This window comes from Microcoleus vaginatus PCC 9802 (assembly GCA_022701275.1).
In the GTDB taxonomy this organism is placed as follows: Bacteria; Cyanobacteriota; Cyanobacteriia; order Cyanobacteriales; family Microcoleaceae; genus Microcoleus; species Microcoleus vaginatus_A.
In genome coordinates, this window is record CP031740.1 from 705859 (window position 1) to 724750 (window position 18892).

Annotated in this window: 14 protein-coding genes; 7 read left to right on the forward strand and 7 right to left on the reverse strand. The window is 46.7% G+C overall.

The annotated features are described in order from the left end of the window. Positions 1 to 15 precede the first annotated feature (15 nt). The gene (locus D0A34_02930; protein ID UNU17953.1) at positions 16 to 987 is read right to left on the reverse strand and encodes a glycosyltransferase; all 972 of its coding nucleotides are present in this window, start codon (positions 985 to 987) and stop codon (positions 16 to 18) included. A 200-nt stretch (positions 988 to 1187) separates the two neighbouring features. On the opposite strand from D0A34_02930, the gene D0A34_02935 reads away from it, so the two are divergent. From D0A34_02935 to D0A34_02945, 3 genes are all read left to right on the forward strand, one after another. Beyond that, entirely contained in the window at positions 1188 to 1763 is a 576-nt protein-coding gene (locus D0A34_02935; protein ID UNU17954.1) for a bifunctional adenosylcobinamide kinase/adenosylcobinamide-phosphate guanylyltransferase, read from the forward strand. A 289-nt stretch (positions 1764 to 2052) separates the two neighbouring features. Further along, positions 2053 to 2475, forward strand: coding sequence for a hypothetical protein (locus tag D0A34_02940; protein ID UNU17955.1), 423 nt, complete (start codon positions 2053 to 2055; stop codon positions 2473 to 2475). Positions 2476 to 2552: 77 nt separating this feature from the next. Next, positions 2553 to 4622, forward strand: a complete 2070-nt coding sequence (locus D0A34_02945; protein ID UNU17956.1) for an AarF/ABC1/UbiB kinase family protein — start codon at positions 2553 to 2555, stop codon at positions 4620 to 4622. Between the two features lie 79 nt (positions 4623 to 4701). On the opposite strand, the gene D0A34_02950 is transcribed toward D0A34_02945, so the two are convergent. Both D0A34_02950 and D0A34_02955 read right to left on the reverse strand, forming a co-directional pair. Then, positions 4702 to 5811, reverse strand: coding sequence for a hypothetical protein (locus tag D0A34_02950; GenBank protein UNU17957.1), 1110 nt, complete (start codon positions 5809 to 5811; stop codon positions 4702 to 4704). 375 nt (positions 5812 to 6186) lie between these two features. After that, positions 6187 to 6597, reverse strand: coding sequence for a hypothetical protein (locus D0A34_02955; GenBank protein ID UNU17958.1), 411 nt, complete (start codon positions 6595 to 6597; stop codon positions 6187 to 6189). 87 nt (positions 6598 to 6684) lie between these two features. Between D0A34_02955 and D0A34_02960 the strand changes: the two genes are divergently transcribed. Beyond that, the gene (locus tag D0A34_02960) at positions 6685 to 6906 is read left to right on the forward strand and encodes a CHAT domain-containing protein (protein UNU17959.1); all 222 of its coding nucleotides are present in this window, start codon (positions 6685 to 6687) and stop codon (positions 6904 to 6906) included. Between the two features lie 164 nt (positions 6907 to 7070). Beyond that, positions 7071 to 8078, forward strand: coding sequence for a hypothetical protein (locus D0A34_02965; protein ID UNU17960.1), 1008 nt, complete (start codon positions 7071 to 7073; stop codon positions 8076 to 8078). Positions 8079 to 8418: 340 nt separating this feature from the next. On the opposite strand, the gene D0A34_02970 is transcribed toward D0A34_02965, so the two are convergent. Continuing rightward, a complete protein-coding gene (locus D0A34_02970) occupies positions 8419 to 8988 on the reverse strand; it encodes an RNA-binding protein (protein ID UNU17961.1) in 570 nt (189 codons plus the stop codon). Between the two features lie 969 nt (positions 8989 to 9957). Continuing rightward, the gene (locus tag D0A34_02975) at positions 9958 to 12450 is read right to left on the reverse strand and encodes a hypothetical protein (protein UNU22143.1); all 2493 of its coding nucleotides are present in this window, start codon (positions 12448 to 12450) and stop codon (positions 9958 to 9960) included. Between the two features lie 364 nt (positions 12451 to 12814). Here D0A34_02975 and D0A34_02980 point away from each other — a divergent pair, with 364 nt between their 5' ends. Further along, positions 12815 to 15751 (forward strand): hypothetical protein, encoded by a 2937-nt coding sequence (locus D0A34_02980; protein UNU17962.1) that lies wholly within the window; start codon positions 12815 to 12817, stop codon positions 15749 to 15751. 243 nt (positions 15752 to 15994) lie between these two features. Here D0A34_02980 and D0A34_02985 read toward each other — a convergent pair whose 3' ends face one another. Then, positions 15995 to 16264, reverse strand: coding sequence for a hypothetical protein (locus D0A34_02985; GenBank protein UNU17963.1), 270 nt, complete (start codon positions 16262 to 16264; stop codon positions 15995 to 15997). Between the two features lie 536 nt (positions 16265 to 16800). Then, positions 16801 to 18429 carry a peptide chain release factor 3 gene (gene prfC / locus D0A34_02990; GenBank protein ID UNU17964.1) on the reverse strand — a complete coding sequence of 543 codons (1629 nt, stop codon included), beginning with the start codon at positions 18427 to 18429 and terminating at the stop codon, positions 16801 to 16803. Positions 18430 to 18531: 102 nt separating this feature from the next. Here prfC and D0A34_02995 point away from each other — a divergent pair, with 102 nt between their 5' ends. Further along, complete coding sequence (locus D0A34_02995) at positions 18532 to 18876, forward strand: DUF4870 domain-containing protein (protein ID UNU17965.1); 345 nt, start codon at positions 18532 to 18534, stop codon at positions 18874 to 18876. Positions 18877 to 18892 lie beyond the last annotated feature (16 nt).

Here is an 18892-nt window from a genome sequence, read left to right on the forward strand (position 1 = left end):
GATATTGCCTATAGCCTAATGCCTGCTGGTCGATTTCGGTGCAAAAATCAGGCCGCGGATGGCTGCGCTCAAATAACCGATTTGACCCCAGGCAAAAACGAAATTTTCAAAGCGCAGCCCTGGATCTCTAATATATTTAAAAGACTTCCAGACACCCCTCAATATTCTTTCACCCCCCCGCCCAAGCTGAGCAATACCGGCTCGATCGGACAATTGTTCGCGATAACACTCGCTGATGCCTTGCCACCACCCGCGCTCTAGAAACCAAGCTTTGTTGAGCCTTTCTGCTGCGACATGGTGAAGCACCAGCGCCTCCGGTAGATAAACTACTTGCCAACCTAACTCTAAAGCTAATTCTGTGGTTCGCAACTCTTCATTTGACAGCAACTTTTTGCCGACTCTACCGAGTTTGACATCGAAGCCGCCAATTTGTTGGAGAAAAGCGCGCCGGATTGAGTAGTTTACCCCCCTGGGAGTCAAACCGGCAGCAGTCACATACAGGCAAGTATCGCCTAAATCGTATGCCCCCAAGTTCTGGGCTAATCCCGGTGACAACCATTCGGGCGGGCTGACTCCAGAAGGCCAGAGCAAATTGACTTTGCCACCAGCTACGGCGAGTTTTTGATTGCTTTGATAAGCCGCGTGCAGTACCCTGAGCCAATTCGGCTCAGCAATAGCGTCGTCGTCGAGATAAACTAATATTTCGCTGCCAGCTTCCTTTGCGCCGGTGTTCCGCGCCACTGACAGACCGATTTCAGGCTCCCAGACATACTTGAGGCGCCGATCGCCCTGTCTTGCTTCTACCACCTCGCGGGTGCGCGAAGTCGAACTTTCGGGGCTTGCATAATCGCTAGAAGCGTTATCGACTACTACTACTTCAAAGTTGTCGGGAAAATCCTGTACCAGCAAGCTGTCGATCGCCCCACCTAAATAGGCGGCGCGATTGTGGGTGCAAATAATCGCTGATATCTGAGGATGATCTGGCATAAATAACAGCTTGGGAAATACGGGGGTTCTCGATCGACTTACTCTGATATTGTCTCATCAATGCTATTATCGCTTAAAAAGCATTTGGTAGTTGGGCGTTTAAATCATAATGGGTAATGGGTAATTGGTAATTGGTAATGGATAATTGTGTTTAATCCTTTGTATGTGACTGCTGACTAATGACTGCTGACTAATGACTAATGAGTAACTCAGAACCCACCACATCGAGACAATTAATCTTAGTAACTGGGCCGGCCCGAAGTGGCAAAAGTGAATGGGCCGAAACTCTGGCGACGGGTTCGGGAAAACAAGTAATCTATGTGGCTACCGGTCGCGTTGATGAAGCCGATTTGGAGTGGCTTTGTCGCCTCGATCAGCACCGAAATCGCCGTCCAGTTGATTGGACAACTCTAGAAGTGCCGATCGAATTATCGGCAGTTGTGCGGGCCAGCCAGCCCTCAGATTGCTTGTTGATTGATTCCCTGGGAACTTGGACGGCAAATCTTTTGGAACAAGAAGCGGGAGTTTGGGCGACTACGCAGCAAGATTTGCTAGCCTGTTTGAAGTCGGCGGCGGCTGATGTAATTTTGGTAGGGGAAGAAACCGGATGGGGTGTTGTGCCTGCTTATCCGGCGGGGCGGCTGTTTCGCGATCGCCTCGGCACTCTCGTCCGCCACATCGGGGCGATCGCCGATAATGTTTATCTCGTCACCGGAGGTTACGCCTTGAATCTCAGGGATCTGGGTACGCCGCTGCCGCCTGCTGCGAAAAATTAACAGCCGGAGTCGCGATCGACTAGGGAGAAAAAAATATCGGTTTCCCGACGAACAATTTTAAATAAAAATTAGGTATAATCCTAACTAAGATTGAAACCTAAAAACTCACATAAATTACTCGTAAAAAATACCTAGAAAATACTTCATGGGGCAACCAGCACAACAATTTGATATGGAAAGTAGCCAACTTATAAAATAATGTAAAATATAAAGTGTCTCTTGAGAGAGAGTACAAATTTCAAAGGTAAGGTCTAAAATCACCAATTAGTTGAAGGGTTGACTAAAAATTATGGCATCAGATGGTGAAGTAAGAAAATATATTGCTTACTGGTTTCAGTTAGGCAAAAAAGTATTAATTCGCAACGGTTCCGAAGCGCTGCTGCCCAAATCGGTAAATGCGGGCGATCGCTACAGCCAGGAATTTGAAGAGTGCTGGCAAAAAATCATCTCCCGCGACAGCGGAGACTGTTACCTCGAAGGCACAAACGAAACAATTGCCCAACTGCTGACACCAGCTTGGGAAATCAGTCCCTGCGCGCGCTGCGCTATGCCCGTAGTGTTCCAACAAACGGGGATGCCCCCGGAGTTCTGTCCCTGTAACGACTTACCGAACTGGCCCGATACTGAAATGCCCCAACCCCGATCGCCCGTCAGCAGCCAATCGCAACTCTCAGGCATTCGCGATCGACTCAAAAGATCCAGCGGCGAGTAAGTATACAAGAAGGAAGAAGGGTCTTCTTCCTTAAATTGTTACAATATATTTACAATGCTTCACACTAGGTCTGATTTATGAATGTCAAGACAGTATCGCCAGCCTCCCCGCAAACTTATGTAAATTCAGGGACTCAGGCTGTACTCGGCAATCTCCAAGATGCAAATACAATTCCCCTGCAAGCACTACCAGTATCACTAGAGACGGAGGTCGTAACGGGCGATCGGCTCAAATCAGCCAGAGACATAGCTTTCGAGTTGGCCGGAGATGCTGTTCGGTACGATCCAGTGGCGATCGCAGCCCAGTACCGAAATCGACCTCTACAAGTCTGGGGAAGACTGTCGAGCGTTGTTTGGACATTTTTTAGCTTTGCCTTCAGTGTGTGGTTCGACGCCAAAACAGGTCGTACCGCCACCAACCAAAAGCGTCGCGCCGTCCGACTGCGAGAAATTCTGGCCCAACTCGGCCCAGCTTTCATCAAAATCGGACAAGCACTCTCAACACGACCCGACTTAGTACCGCCAGTATATTTAGAAGAACTAACAACGCTGCAAGACCAATTGCCAGCATTTCCGAACGAAGTAGCATATCAATTCATCCAAGAAGAATTGGGCGCCCACCCCAAAGACATCTACGCAGAAATCACCCCCGATCCGATCGCCGCAGCATCTCTCGGACAAGTCTACAAAGGCAAACTCAAAACCGGAGAAACAGTCGCAATCAAAGTCCAGCGACCGGGTTTAGCCGAAAACATCGGCTTAGATATCTACATCCTGCGGCGAGTTGCAGTTTGGGCACAAAACAACTTCAAAATAATTCGCAGTGACCTCGCAAGCATTATGGACGAGTTGGGCGAGCGCATTTACGAAGAAATGGACTACACCCACGAAGGTCAAAATGCCGAACGGTTTGCCCAACTATACGGCCACATCAAAGACATTTACGTTCCCAGCATCTACTGGGAATATACCCGTCGCCGAGTCTTAACAATGGAGTGGATCACCGGCGTCAAACTCACTAATTTAGAAGCAGTCAAGGCTCAAGGAATTGACGCTCCTTACTTAATTGAAGTGGGGGTGCAGTGTTCTCTCAGACAACTTCTAGAACACGGTTTCTTTCACGCAGACCCGCACCCCGGAAATCTTTTGGCAACTCTTGACGGTCAGTTGGCTTATCTCGATTTCGGGATGATGAGCGAAGTTAAACCTTATCAGCGATACGGCTTGTTGGAAGCTGTGGTGCATTTGGTGAACCGCGACTTTGAAGGTTTGGCAAAAGATTACGTGAAGTTGGAGTTTTTAACACCAGACACGGATTTGACGCCAATTATTCCAGCTTTGGCGGGCGTGTTTAACAATGCTTTGGGTGCTAGCGTTGCCGAACTCAATTTCAAAAGCATTACTGACGAACTTTCGGCGGTAATGTACGAATATCCTTTCCGGGTTCCAGCTTACTATGCTTTGATTATTCGATCGCTCGTCACCTTAGAAGGCATCGCCATCAACGTTGACCCCCAATTCAAAGTGTTGAGCAAAGCTTATCCTTACGTTGCAAAACGGCTGTTGAGCGACCCCGCGCCGGAATTGAGAGCATCCCTGCAAGATTTGCTGTTCAAACAAGGCGAATTCCGCTGGAACCGCTTAGAAAACTTGCTCAACAATGCCCGCGAGAGCGACGATTACGATGTGAGCAAAATCTTGAACCAAGCATTAGAATATTTATTTTCTGAAAGAGGAGATTTCATTCGCGATCGTATTGTCCTGGAATTAGTCAAAAGTCTCGACACACTTTCCAGCAATGCTTTTGCTAACGCCAAAGCAGTCGTGGGCGAATGGTTTGGAGTCAAGGCACATCAACCTGTGGTTTCACAAACAGAACAAAAAAACCTAGAACATATCAAGCGAATTTGGGAGATTTTGCAATCCACCCCGGGTTTTGACGGCATGAAAGTATTGCAGCTACTTCCGCAATTGTTGGTGAAACCGGAAGTGCAGAACATGGGCCAGAAAGTAGTCGGCGGTTTAGCTCAAAGAGCAGTTGCTAGGGTAATTCGTGAGTTTTTGCTTTCGCAGGAACCCGCAGCGATTCCCGAGAAGGGAAGCTATGCTAAAACTTCGCCTCAGTTGTCTTTGCCGGCGGCGAAGTAGTTGGAGTTGAAGTTTTTTTGAGCGCAGATATTAGCAGATAAACACAGATGAACGCAGATGAAACTTCGTCTGCGTTCTTTTAATTAAGCTTGAATCCTTTAGCGGCTAATTGCTGGCGGAGACTCTGAATCATTACGTAATCAACAGTATTTTCGCCACTATTGGTACTAGATTTCCGCTGTTGTTCAATATATGCTGTACGCTTTTGAGATAAGTCGCGGATCGTCTTTTTAATCGCCTCTCTTTCGGTTTTCTTTCCCGCTACATATGCTCTTTTTTCTGTTAGCGTCATCCCTCGCATGATTTCTGGTAAACTATCCTCTGATATTGCCTCTAGTTTAACTGTTCCGTTTTCGAGAGCATCCAGCAAGTCCCAAGAAGCATTATCATAGTATTCAGAAGCTTTGGACGCACTACGCGAAGCAAAATTGGTGCCAGAATTACTATCTTCAACAGCCTGACGTTGTTGTCCTATTCTTCCTTCTCTACCGTAGGGAATGTAGGTTTGATTGAGTTTAGTATTCCAAATAGAAATTTCGTCGTCGTAAGGCGACTTAATTACCACAGTTTGTTGGTTTTGATTAATGTTGAAGCTACTGCCTTTTGCTAAACTAGCTCCTGATACCCAAAGTTGTCGCTCCTGACTTTCGGCTGAACCACAGTAAATTGTATTAACGAGCGTATCTCCTTTGACAGCGAGATTCACAGATTGATTCCAAACTATTGGGCCTTGATCGAATGGTTCATTACCCGCAATAAAAATCACGCGAAAGTCTTCCTGATTTTTACTCCAGTTTAATTGTTGCATTGCTGAGCGAATTACCCACCCAGCATATTCTTGACCGCCGTTGGTTTTGATACTAAATAGCTTTTCGGAAACTAAATCTAATTCAGGAGTAAATCCAGTTAATAATCTGACAAAACCTTCCTCAGAAGGTAAGCTGTCATTACCATAATGGTAAAGGGCAACTTCTAACTCGGGAACTTCGCCATCTTTGGTTACTTTAGTTAAAAAAATTACAATTTGCCAAAGTTGAGTACGAGTCTGGTCAATCAATCCATCCATGCTATTACTAGAATCTAAAAGGATGGCTATCTGAATTTTTGCTTTAGCGAAAGCTGTTGTGGGAGAACACAAGATACTTAGGGTTAAAGCTGTAGTGAATAAAATTCTAGTTAGTTTCTGCATGGAATTTTCGGATTGGTTTATAGTCAGGACTGACGCACTCAAGGGGGGTTTTGCAAGGGTTTAAGATTCTTCGCAACACTTGCGAATGACAGAATTACGTTTTCCCAATTATAGTCATTGAATAAGAGATTTGATTGCTGGTGTCAAGTTACTTGTAACAAGATTTTACATTTGGGATTAATTCAGTTACCTAAAGTCAGGACACCGCAGTGCCCTTTCCCTACAATATTTTTTTGGGTAGGGAGACCGCAATACCGTCTCCGACCTATTCAAGCAACCGGAATTGATATTAAATAAAAATATCCACAAACAAAAACCCGGTTGCTTGAATAAACCGGGTTTTTATGTATTCGATCGATTTCAACCCCTCGGCGATTAATTCAAGCTCGGAATGCCACTGGAAGCACTAATTGTTAGTGGGTTCCTGGGACTTGCAGCCGGATTAATTAAGAGGCTGTTGTCCTTAGCAGAAGTATTAGCAATTGGGGAAATCGCACTATTAACAGTCGTGCCACTCAAAGGAATGATTGGCTGAGTTTGAGTGCTGGTGAGAGAAATCAACAAGCTGCTTTTGTCGTAGATGAGGATGTCATCCTCGGTTTCGCTAAAGGTCATCATGGTAGGGATTGAACGTCCATTTAGCAAGATATCGTCGGGGATAGTATTGGCAGTAGTTACTGTCAAACTATCTGGATTAGTCGCTGCTGTTGATGGTTGTAATCTGAGATTTGCGGGCGCGGGAGTCGTGTTATTTGGCTGACTAACAGCAAAAATGGCAAAAAACACGGTTTTTTTGGTTGGGATGCGTCCAGAACGATAGGATTTAAGGGCGATCGACCTTACAGCCTTAAGGATGTCGCCACTTTAGCGCTGATGACGCAGTTATATGGCAATTTGCGATCGCAGCCAATTAAAGCTGAAGCGCTCAGAAAAGCTCAACTGGCAATGATCCACAAACAAATTGTAGTAAAAAACGGTCAATTGCGGGGAACTCAAGGCGCGATCGACCTTACTCAATCGGCACAAGTACCAAGTGCAGATTTCTCACGCCCGAAGTTTTGGGCCGGATTCACAATAATTGGCAGTCCTTGGTAAATTAATTGGAGATTTGATATTCACGAGTAGTAAGGTGTAAGGCGAGACGCACCCTACATTGACTGGCGGGATTTTGCAAAAAGTAAATGTATCCCTGATGACTATCTTTTTGTGTCATAAATTTGCTATGAATAGCAAAACTAAACACTAGCGGGGCAAAACCTGTGGCCAAGTTTGATAAAATATTCAATTCAGAAGACCAATCCGAAGCAAGCTTGACTTTAGAAGAATCAGTAGCCGCCGTAGCATTTGTGGCAGCAGAGGCAAATTCCCCTGACACGGATGCTGATATCTTAGAAAGCATACTTTGGGAATCAGAAATATTTGCTGAATACTCGGAAGATGATATGTCAGCAATGTTTCAAAGACTCGCCGGTATTGTCGCCCAAGACGGTTTAGGAGCATTATTTAATACTGCTTGGGAATCCATGCCAGATGAGTTAGTTTTGGATACTTTTGCAATAACCGCAGCAATGTTTGTCGCAGATGGAGAAATATCCCAGAAGCACGAAGCTTTTCTCCAAGAATTCCAGCAAGCATTAGGTGTGGAAGACGAGGAAGCTGCGGAAATTATTGAGGATGTAATTGCTGCTTACTCGGAAGTAGAAGGCGGAGAGTCTGATTTCGATGCGGCATGGTACGTATCTCCTGAAGGCAATTTTAGCGTTCCCGTTCCAGTTGATGAGCAACGAGGCGGTAAAATTGATGAGCAAGAAGGCTGTGTCGCATTTTCAGACGACTTTGGCGTTTTGCTGAAAATTGATTATTTCCCTGTTCTTGGTGAAGTAGAAGAAACAATCGAGTCGGTTGGCGAGGAAGGTTATCTCAAGTCTTTTCTCGACAATTTTGTTTCTCAGGCAATTCTTGCTAATGTTCCCAATTCTAAGTTACTCCACGCAGAATATTTAGAAGATGAAGAAGCTTATTTCGTGGTTTTAGATTTGCCTGCAGGTGCAACTCTCAGCGTGCAGAAAAACGAGGGCCCTCTGACTCGGTTGGATGCTTATCGGGGACTTATGGCTTTTATTGCTGACGATTTTTGCTACACGGTAAGCTGTCAGCGAATTTATCAGGAGGGGGATGAATTGGGTTCCCTGGAGTCTGAAGTTGAGGGAATTATGAACAAGATTTTTGAGTTTATTGAGACAATCGAATTCGGGCCGATCGAATAAAGAGGACTTGTTTAGACGGGCTAAAAACCTGGTTTCTTTCTAGATGTCTCGCTGCTCAACCCTATATTTTCAGAGAAACCGGGTTTTTTTGGCCACCATTCTCAGGATATTATATCGTGTCCGGCCAATCGACCAAAGTCCAACTGGTTGGTAGTGAAGACTTGAGTTTTCATTACTTGCCCGAGCCTGGTTATTTTACCGCACTGCTAGATATTAGAGGTTTTTTACCATAAAAGAGTGCGATCGAGAACAGGGTTTTTTGACCCCTTCTCGATCGCACTTGCAGATACATTCAGTCAACCACAGTCGAGAGACAGCAGCAATTAGCCGCCATTTTCGACTAATTAGTAGTCTGAGCTTCCACCAATCTTTGCTTGAGTTCTTCCAGAGCACTCGCCCAGCGCGGATCTGGCTGCACCGAGCCGGAATCAGCGCTCGACACCGTTGTTGCTGACTGATTGCGGCGAGACTTGTTGTTGTCACCCCGACGGCGATTGCTTTTGCTGGAACCGCCTCCACCTTGGGTAGGAGGAGCGGAAGCCGAGCGCTGCTGTTGCTGCGGCGCAGGCACAGGCATAGGCACAGACGCCGATGCCGACACCAATTGCGGTGACTGCGGCGACTGCTGCTGATCGTCTTCGCCCTTCTCAGATTTACCCTTAGAGCGGGGCAATGCCTTCTCTATTTTCAGCGGGTTTTCTTTGAACATCAAGCCGTTGTATTTCTCAATAACTTGGTCGGCTTGTTCGTCGGTTAGCACCGTCACAAAACCGAATCCTCTGCATTTTCCAGTTTTGCGATCGGTAATTACCTTGGTGGTAACAGATTCGCCCTCCGGTGCAAAAACTTCTTGCAATTCTTGGCGATCGAGTTCCTTCGGTAGATTACCAACATAAAGACGAATAGACATGAAAAATTCCTCCCGACTTGGATTTTAATTAATTTGCTCGAACACAATTACCTGAAGTCAACTGAATATTGACTTCAGGCAAACACCACATAACCCGAGAATTGGCGCATTCCTCCCACCAACCTTGACAGCTCCCCCCACCTTTTAGAACAAAAAGATGATTTACTCTGATAAGGCCGGAACTTAACCGCCGATGCAGAGAGCTTTTAAATCTCAGGTTGTTGTGTAAACTTTTAGTCATCACTCAAATGTTTAGGCTATTGGCTATTCTGTATTACTTGCTTCCGGTTTTGATTCAGAATGTTTATAGCCAGCGCCGTCTAGAAATTTATGTCCAAGGATGTCAATTGCAAGCGATCGGAATGCCAGTATTCAGTTTAATACAGTGATGGATAAAATGGCTAACATTTTTTCAGCCAGTAATCTTACCTCGTTCCTAATCTCGCTCCTAATGCTGAGAACTACTCACTTACCTGGTATCCCTTAAATCGGGCCCGGCAGAGTCCGAGCATTCTTTAAAGGTATCACAGCCTTGGTAACAGAGCTAGTTATTTAGGAAGATTTCAGTCTGAATTTAACGCAAACCACATCTGAATCACTTTTGAGAATTCATCCCGCACAGCAAAAATAGCGGTCGAAAAAAAACAGCCGACAAGCGGCTGGCTGTACTTGCTGTGTTGGGATGTTGACAATTTTTACGCAATGCCTTATCGATTTTAGCCACCTTAAGTTATTGCGCTATTTGGTTCAATCCAATTGATGTAAATAAATGTAACATATTGCTGGCAAAAAAGCAACTTTTCTTTACAAATGAACAGGGAACAAGAGTGTAGGGTGTCCACCGCGCACCGAGAACATCGGGTAGACTGCCCCACCAGCACCGAGAACATCGCCCCTCCGCTGTTTAACTCAAAACTGATCCTGGCTGTGCGTTGAGAGCGATTCACGCCACAATCGGACAACTATTCCTCACCTTGGGCCCTGGATAATGATGTATGCGCCCCAAAAAGCCGCAGCAAAAGCCAAAATCGCAGACCAAATCGGATGTCCGCTGTCACTAACCCTCCCTCCTTGACTGCGGAGGCTTTCAAGGTCGATCGCCACAGTAGCACCCCGGCGCAGCCAACCAGTCGCCACAACAGATGTTCCGATCAAATCGCTGGGGCGAGTAGTTTCTTTGAACAAAAATGGCCACAAAGAGCCAATGTAGCCAAACCTCGAAACATGGTGCAACCTCACCAAACCCGTGGCCGTTTGCAAAATCAAATCTTGTCCCAGCCAATTATTCATACCCGATCGACCCAAAAGTTGTCCTTCCAGCCGCACCGGTTCAGCATCCAGCGGCAAACTCTCAGGATTTGACAAAATTTCCGGCAAACTCGGCGAAGCGGTTTCTCGCGGTATAATATCCGGGAAGAAATAATTGATCCGCATCAAAGTACCGATGCTAAATCCGATCGGCAAACAGCCCCAAATAATCGATCGATCGCCCCAAAGCCAATCTAACTGCCAGATACTCGTCCTCGAAAAAATCCAGCCAATCAGCCAAAGCACCCCGACTATCGCCAAACTCATCGGAATTCCAAAAAACGGCGCACCCTGTAAAAATAGTTTTGAATCTTTAAATTCCAGTATTGACTTAAACAGAGACAATTTTCCTTTCCTGGGTTGTTCTGGCACTCCCGCGTTTGCCAAATCTAATTCTGTCTCCAGTTGCCAAAATTGAGCATAAAGAGCCAACAGCTTCAAACGCTCTCCCAGCAAAGGATGCGCGCTGTTAACCGTCAACCAGTTGCGTTCCCGATTGCTGACATCCCACAGCAAAATCTGTTCCAGCGGCGCGTGTAATGCAGCAGAACCTAGGCTTACAGCTTGTCCAACGCCTACAGGTAACAATAGATCGAAACTTTCGAGGAAAAAGCTAGTTTGTTTTTGCTGTTCGATATTATCAGCAATGCCGATCGCCATTTTAGCCAGTGCCCGCGTCAAACCGTTAGGATTGCCCGTAATTTCAGCAGCAGTGCGATCGCTAAAATACACTCTGTGGCGCGACAGCCACAACATCGGCCACCTGAACAACTTATAAATCCCATAACTCGTAGCAGAAATTGCAGCGGCCACAAATTTGACAGCAGAACGCAAAAACTCGATCGTCATTAAATCACACAACCGCTCTTGCCAGTGCGCCACCTGCCAATAAATCAAGTAAGGAATCTGAATCACCAGCAGCGCCAGCGACATCGGCGCAAAATCCCAGTGAGAAATGTGCCCCAACTCCCGCACGAAAATAGTAGCAATTTCATCATCCGTCAACTGTTCCAACAGCCCGCGACTCACAGCAATCCGAGCAAAACGGGGCAAACCGCCGTAACTGAAAGCTACAGGAACATTCAGCGGCAAGAGTTTCAGCACCGGCACCGGCATATTTTGCTTGGTACAATAACTTCGCAGTACCCGACTAGCTTCCTTGCTGTGCTTCGATAAAACTGACCCGCGCAGAGTTTCGATGCCACAAAACAGTTTCAGCAGCGCGTCTATCAGCCAGGGAGACGAGGCCAAAAGCAATCCAAAAACCATCTGAACCAACGGAGTTGGATCGCGGTAAAAAAGCTGAATCGGGGCGAAAATAGGCAGCCTAGTGAATATGTAAAGCTGAACCAAAAGAGAATTAGTGTTTGTCAGCAGGAATTGCAGGACAAACCGGGCTAGGAAAAATAGGGCGATCGCACTTGCAAGGGCTTGCACCCGAAAATCCAGCAACTTCAGCGGTTTGAGGGGGCGCGGGCTTTTCGCGACGCGCCCTGCTTGGCGCCAAGTGAGTTGGTAAGTATCTGGGCTGGCGACGACTCCGGGGATATCTGGTGGGGAAGGGGAACTATTTTCGCCACTAATTTCTGCGGTATCGGGTGCGGTTTCGGTCGAGTTTTCGGGTTCAGAAGTCGGGCGTTTGGGGGGTGGAGGCAGCGGGGAAATCGGTTGCGATTTAGCGTTTTCTGGCTCTACAGCCTGCTCTAAAGGTAAAAATCCTGTTTTTTTATCTGCGGTCGGTCGCTCGCCCCCAATCGATTTTTTCGCCGATTTAGTTGCAGCATCAAAGGCGACAAAGCCTGTTTCGGGGGGAGTTTCTGCGGATTTTGGTTTATTTTCCGGTGGTTTTGGGGGGCGAGGGGGGGTTAATTCTTTTAAAGCGCGATCGGTCCAAGTTTTGACTTGAGAGTTGGGACTTTTGGCGAGGGAAGAGCACAGGGCGATCGCCTCTTTCACGTTACCGGTTGCTTTGTACGCAGCCACCAACCCCATCTGCGCGCGGATTCCCGACGGCCCATTAGCTGCGGTTTGGGTAACGGATTCTAAAAGGGCGATCGCGGTGGGGTAATCCTGCTGTTTCAAAGCTGCCAGCCCAGCCTCTAGAGACTTTTTTGCAGATGAATCCGCCGGATTTGGATTAGTGGGAGGTGCCATGACTGTGCTTTCGCTAGCGTCCTTTCTAAGATAGCTTGGCTGGTCGATCGATAGCTCTTCTAACACAGCTCTATTTCTCTGTCACCAGTTTTTGCAGTTTCTTCGGCGGTTGAAACCGCTTAATAGTCAAACTTTCGGCCACTCCCAGCGGGCGATCGTTGCGATCGGGCAGGAGTTTAAACCCCTCCCTCAAAGCTAAAGTCCTCGCTATGAAGACTGAAGATTTATGCTAAATGCGGGTTAAATACTTCCTCGATCTCTTAGTCTCAAGCGAGAGAAACTAAAGTTTGTGGAGACGAGATTTCAATCAGCGAGCCCATCTAATTTTTGCTTATAATTAAATTAACACCTCACCCCTACATTTATGCCAATTGACGACGAAGATTTTGAAAGCGAATCTATTAGCGACGATCGCAAGCTCCAACTATTCACAGACAGACACGAATTTACCCGCCGATTTGCCTTTTATTTAAACGAAGACCCGCCTCCGGAACAAATTTTGTATTTTTTCGGCGATGGAGGCAACGGCAAGTCATTGCTCCTAAAACACTTGCAGTATAACTGCTGCAAAAGATTTTCGTCGCAGGTTTGGCAACAATTGCGCGCACTCCCCGAATCAAAAACGGCCGAAGTTGCTGATTTCGTCCGCAATGCAGAAGCCAAAACCTACACTCCCATACCCGCAGTCAGACACGATTTCGGATTGATACCGATTAAAGAAGATAAACCGCAAGATAGATTTTACGGCTTGCTGATGCTGCGGCGAAATGTTGCAGCAGCCACTAAGAAATATAAATTTAAATTTCCCAATTATGACTTTGCTTGCTTTTGGTATTTGCTGAACAAAGGCGAATCACAGGCAACTCTCAACCAACTTTTCCCCGATGATGTGGCGGAATTGGTGGCGCCTGTAGTTGAAACTTTTGCAGATTTTCCGGTGGTGGCGCAAGCGGTGGCGGTACTCAAAGGGATAGATAAATTCGGCGGGATTAAGCGGGCGATGAAATTAATTCAAAATCGCTTGGGTGTCAGCGATGAAAAGGCGGATCAAATTCGCCGTCAAGATATCGATACTGAGTTAACCGACTGTTTGCCGAAATTGTTTGTTGGGGATTTGAATGCTGCAATGGCTGGTAGAAATAAACCCGATCGCCTCGTGATGCTGTTCGATACTCACGAGAAAATGTGGGATGAAAAACGCAATTCTCAAGGCGCAACTTTTTGGTATCAAGATGAGTGGTTTAGGCGGTTGTTGAGGGCATTGGATTACAAATTGGGGATTGTGGTTGCTGTGGCGGGGCGAGATTGTCCGGTGACGCAATTGCGGTGGCCGAATGCCTCGAAGTTTCCGATTCCCGCAGATTATATAGATGCACAATTGGTTTGGCATTTGTCGCCGGATGATGCGAGGGATTACTTGCACAAAGTGGAGATTGACAAGGCAGATTTGGCAGATGCTGTAATTAAATATGCCAGCGTCAATCCCGATGATAATTGGGAGAATTTGCAGGTACATCCGTTTTATTTAGGTTTGTGCGCGGATGTGGTGCTGGCAGAAAGAAGGCGGGGAATTGAGTTGCTGGCGTCGGATTTTTCGCGGATTCCGAAGTTGGAAAATAAGACGGCGGAGTTAACGGATCGGCTGCTTTTGTATGTGGATCGGGAAGTGCGATTGGCTGTGCATTCGCTGAGTGCTTGCCGCGCTTTTGATGAGGATTTGTATGTGAAATTGGGAGTGGGTTGTCACTTCCAGGCAAGTAGTGCAAATTTTGAGGTTTTGACGAGTTTTTCCTTTGTGTGGAAATCGGAAAAGCGGGGGGATAATTGGTATCGGATTCACGATTTATTGCGGCGCTTGGATGCCGATCGGGATCATCCGAAAACTCGCAGGGCGCATGAGGTTTTAGAGGGGCATTATCGGGAAGTGGGGGATGCGGCTGAGGCAATTTATCATGCTAATCGCTTGGATTGGGAGCGGGGTGTGAAGGAATGGGAAGAGGTGTTTGATGAAGCATTGCGGCTGAGTCGTTACGGGGAATGCGAGTTGCTGCTGGGAGTTAGAGATGAGTTGTGGATTAAAAGTGATTATTGGCTTGGTAGAGTTTCGCGCTCGGAGGGAGATTACTATGCTCGGTTGGCTCGATATGTAGAGGCAAGACAGGAACATTTAGAGGCAGTTGCAGCCTATAATTCTGCTTTACTTATTGCACCGGATGATATTGCTGCTCTCACCAACAAAGGGAATGCGTTGCAAAGTCTGGGTGAATTGCAAGCACAGCTAAGTGAATTTGAGGCGGCAAAACAGTCTTATTTAGAGGCAGTTGCAGCCTGTAATTCTGCTTTACTTATTGCACCGGATTATCTTTGCGCTCTCAACAACAAAGGGATTGCGCTACTCCGTCTGGGTAATTTGCAAGCAATTCTGAGTGAATTTGAGGCGGCAAAACAGTCTTACTTTGAGGCTAGCGCTGCCTGTAATTCTGCTTTACTTATTGCACCGGATTATATCAATGCTCTCAACAGCAAAGGGATTGCGCTACTACGTCTGGGTGAATTACAAGCAAAGCTAAGTGAATTTGAGGGGGCAAAACAGTCTTACTTAGAAGCGATCGCAGCCTATAATTCTGCTTTACTTATTGCACCGGATTATATCAATGCTCTCAACAACAAAGGGAATGCGCTGCGAAGTCTGGGTGAATTGCAAGCACAGCTAAGTGAATTTGAGGCGGCAAAACAGTCTTACTTTGAAGCGATCGCAGCCTATAATTCTGCTTTACTTATTGCACCGGATTATATCAATGCTCTCAACAACAAAGGGAATGCGCTGCGAAGTCTGGGTGAATTGCAAGCACAGCTAAGTGAATTTGAGACGGCAAAACAGTCTTACTTTGAGGCGAGCGCTGCCTGTAATTCTGCTTTACTTATTGCACCGGATTATATCTGTGCTCTCAACAAGAAAGGGAATGGGCTGTTAAGTCTGGGTGAATTGCAAGCACAGCTAAGTGAATTTGAGGCGGCAAAACAGTCTTACTCAGATGCGCTCGCTGCTTACAATAGAGCTTTACTTATTGCACCGGATGACATCATTGTCCTCAACAACAAAGGTATTGCACTGAGAATACTGGGTGATTTACAAGCAAAATTATCTGAGCAACAGGAAGCACTCAAGAATTGGCAAGAGGCACTGGAAATGTGGAATCGATCTTTAGCCATTGCTCCTAACAACGATCTGGTTCGCAATAGCCGCGATGCGCTCCAACAACTTCTCGATAATTTGGGTAAGGATAGTCTCAGCAGTTAGCTAGATCGCAAGGAGTAAAGACGCGGCATTAAAAAGGAGGATCTGTCCAGTTAACTTAAACCGAAAGGCCGCCAGGGAATGAATTCCACGGGGCTTTTAGCAAAAGCCCTCGGTCGAGGACTGAAGAATTCATTAGTCCTCATAGCGAGGACTTTAGCATTGAGGCAGGGGTTTCAACCCCTGCCGGACTGAGGGCTGAGCGTTAAAAGCCCGCCCTCGAATTTAGCTATTTAACCTTGCAGCTTACCGCCCAGATTTTCTCGGCGATGTACCCTCAGCCCGCTTCCGACGGATCAGCACGCTCATCACCTGCTTCGGATTAGCCGCACGCTGTACGGGACTCCAATCGCCCACTTCTGCAAATCCCAGCCGGTACAAAGTGAGTATGGTTTCCCTGACGCCTTTGGGCGAACCGACAACCGTTAACAGCACAACTTCCTGTTCGCATACTGCTGCTGAGCCGTCATTTGGGCGATCGGATTTGTTGTCGTCAGGCACGAATTCCTGTGACATAATATGTTCTCCTGGTTTTGGGTTTTCTAGAAAAACCCAAAAACCCAGCCGCCCCGCATTTCAACACATAGCAGGGCGACTACAGAGGATGTTAAGATACTCCGTTAGCCTCCAGACTGCTAGTCCCAGTTTGGCGGTTAGCTGTCCATTGCTGTTAGCGCAGCTTTGGGCAGTGCAACTAGATTTTTGGGCGACGCGGGCTGCCTCCTCTACAAGCAAGCAACCTCTCACTTCAAAGCGTAGCCGCAGAGGGGGGCCGCCGTCAATCGATTTTGGATTTTAGATTTTGGATTTTGGATTGAAGATCGGGATTGAGAGGTTTTGGGCGATCGGGCTGAAGATTTAGATTTGACGCACCTTACTCGATTCACCACGCAGCAGTGTCGTTTCTCTACAAATCCTACAATAAATATCATTTCTAGGGACACAACAGTGTTGTGTCCTTTGGCTGTGTTAATCAGGGTTTTTTGTTAATAACAATCCCGATTTTTTGGAGGAAACGACAATGCCGTTTCCCTACAAACAAATTACCCCCCTCACTCCTCGCTAACAGCCAAACCAGAAACCACAGGGGCGATCGCATTTAACTTCAACACAGGATGTTCCCCTTCCACCTGCCGGCAATTCCACTCATTTCTAAACAGCAAAACCGGCCTTCCCCAAGTATCTTTCACCGTCACCGTATTAAACAGTCGCCCAACTTTTTCCAGCGCCTCCCAACCGCCGTCAACCCAACGAGCTACACTGTAAGGCAACATATCGATCGTCGTTTCCACATTATATTCCGACTGCATTCTGAACTGCACAACTTCAAATTGCAACTGTCCGACAGCCGCCAAAATTGGCTCGCGTTTCGACTCATCAACCGAGTACATAATTTGCACTGCGCCTTCTTCCTGCAACTCAGAAACGCCTTTGCGGAACTGCTTAAACTTAGAAGGATTGGGATTTCTCAAAAAAGCAAAAAGTTCGGGAGAAAAACAGGGAATCCCTTCATATTCCAGTTTTTGACCGGTGTAAATAGTATCGCCGATCGCAAATACTCCCGGATTGTTCAAACCGATCACGTCGCCCGGATACGCAACCTCGATCGACTCACGATCCTGAGCAAATAACTTTTGAGGCCTTGACAAACGCACCGTTTTACCACTGCGAGCGTGAGTCACGTTCATGTCCTTTTCAAATTTGCCCGTACAAACCCGAATAAACGCCACGCGATCGCGATGTCTCGGGTCCATATTCGCTTGCAATTTGAACACAAACCCGGTAAAGTCTTCATAAGTTGGTGGCAAATCTCCGGCGCTGCTCTTGCGGGCGATCGGCTTCATAGCGTAATCTAAAAACGCATCTAAAAACAGTTCGACCCCAAAATTGCTCATCGCGCTGCCAAAGAAAACAGGCGTCATTTTTCCAGCCCGAACCAAGTCTAAATCGAGTTCAGTTCCCAACTCATCCAGCAGTTCTAACTCTTCTTTGAGCTGATAGTAAAGGTCTTGTTCCAACAAATCTTCAATGCGCGGATCGCCCAATTCGATGACAGTATCAACAGCAGCGCGAGAACCGTGTTTAGTCCGCTCGAATAAGTGAATTTTGCGCCCTCTGCGATCGAAAACACCTTTAAAGCGATCGCCCGTACCTATCGGCCAATTTACCGGATAAGTCTGCAACCCCAATTCCTTCTCAATTTCGTCCAACAAATCCAAAGGTTCTCTGCTAGGGCGATCGAGCTTATTAAAGAAAGTAAAAATAGGCAAACTTCGCAGCTTACAAACTTCAAATAACTTCCGAGTTTGCGGTTCCAAACCCTTAGCAGCATCCTCCAGCATCACCGCATTGTCAGCCGCCGCCAGAGTTCGATAAGTATCTTCGCTAAAATCTTGGTGTCCCGGAGTATCGAGCAGATTAATGTGATAATTTTGATACTCAAACTGCAAAACAGTAGAAGTAATAGAAATTCCCCGCTGCTGTTCCATCGCCATCCAGTCAGATGTAGCGTGTCGCTGAGCCCGCCGCGCTTTCACAGAACCTGCTTCGTGAATTGCACCTCCGTACAGCAGCAGCTTTTCTGTCAAAGTAGTTTTACCCGCGTCAGGGTGCGAGATAATAGCAAAGTTGCGCCGGCGCTCAACAGCAGTTAGCAGTTCAGTTTCGAGTTCTGTTGTCATCACAAATTAGGTAGGGGAATCATCACCCGATCGCCATTATAGCCTGTGCTACAGTTGCTATTAAAGGTAAAATTATCACTAAAGTCAAGGAAGAAAACTAATATGTACGACTCCGACAAGCGGAAGCTGCTATCACTGGTGTGCCACGGGGCGATTTTTTTCAGTACGTTACTGTTCTCGATCGGAGCGCCGATCGCTGTATTGTTAGTATCAGATGACCCCGTTGTCAAAGAAAATGCCACAGAAGCCATCAATTTTCACCTTAATGTATGGTTTTACAGCCTCGTGATTGGGGTCTTAACTTTCCTCACTATCGGTCTTGCTGGCTTGATTTTAGTGCCAATAGGTTATCTGGTGCACTGGGGACTGACAATAATGGCTATCCTCCACGTTTTGCAAGATCCTAACCAACCTTACCGCTACCCTTTTATTTTCCGAATAGTTTAGACAGCAAATCGCGCTT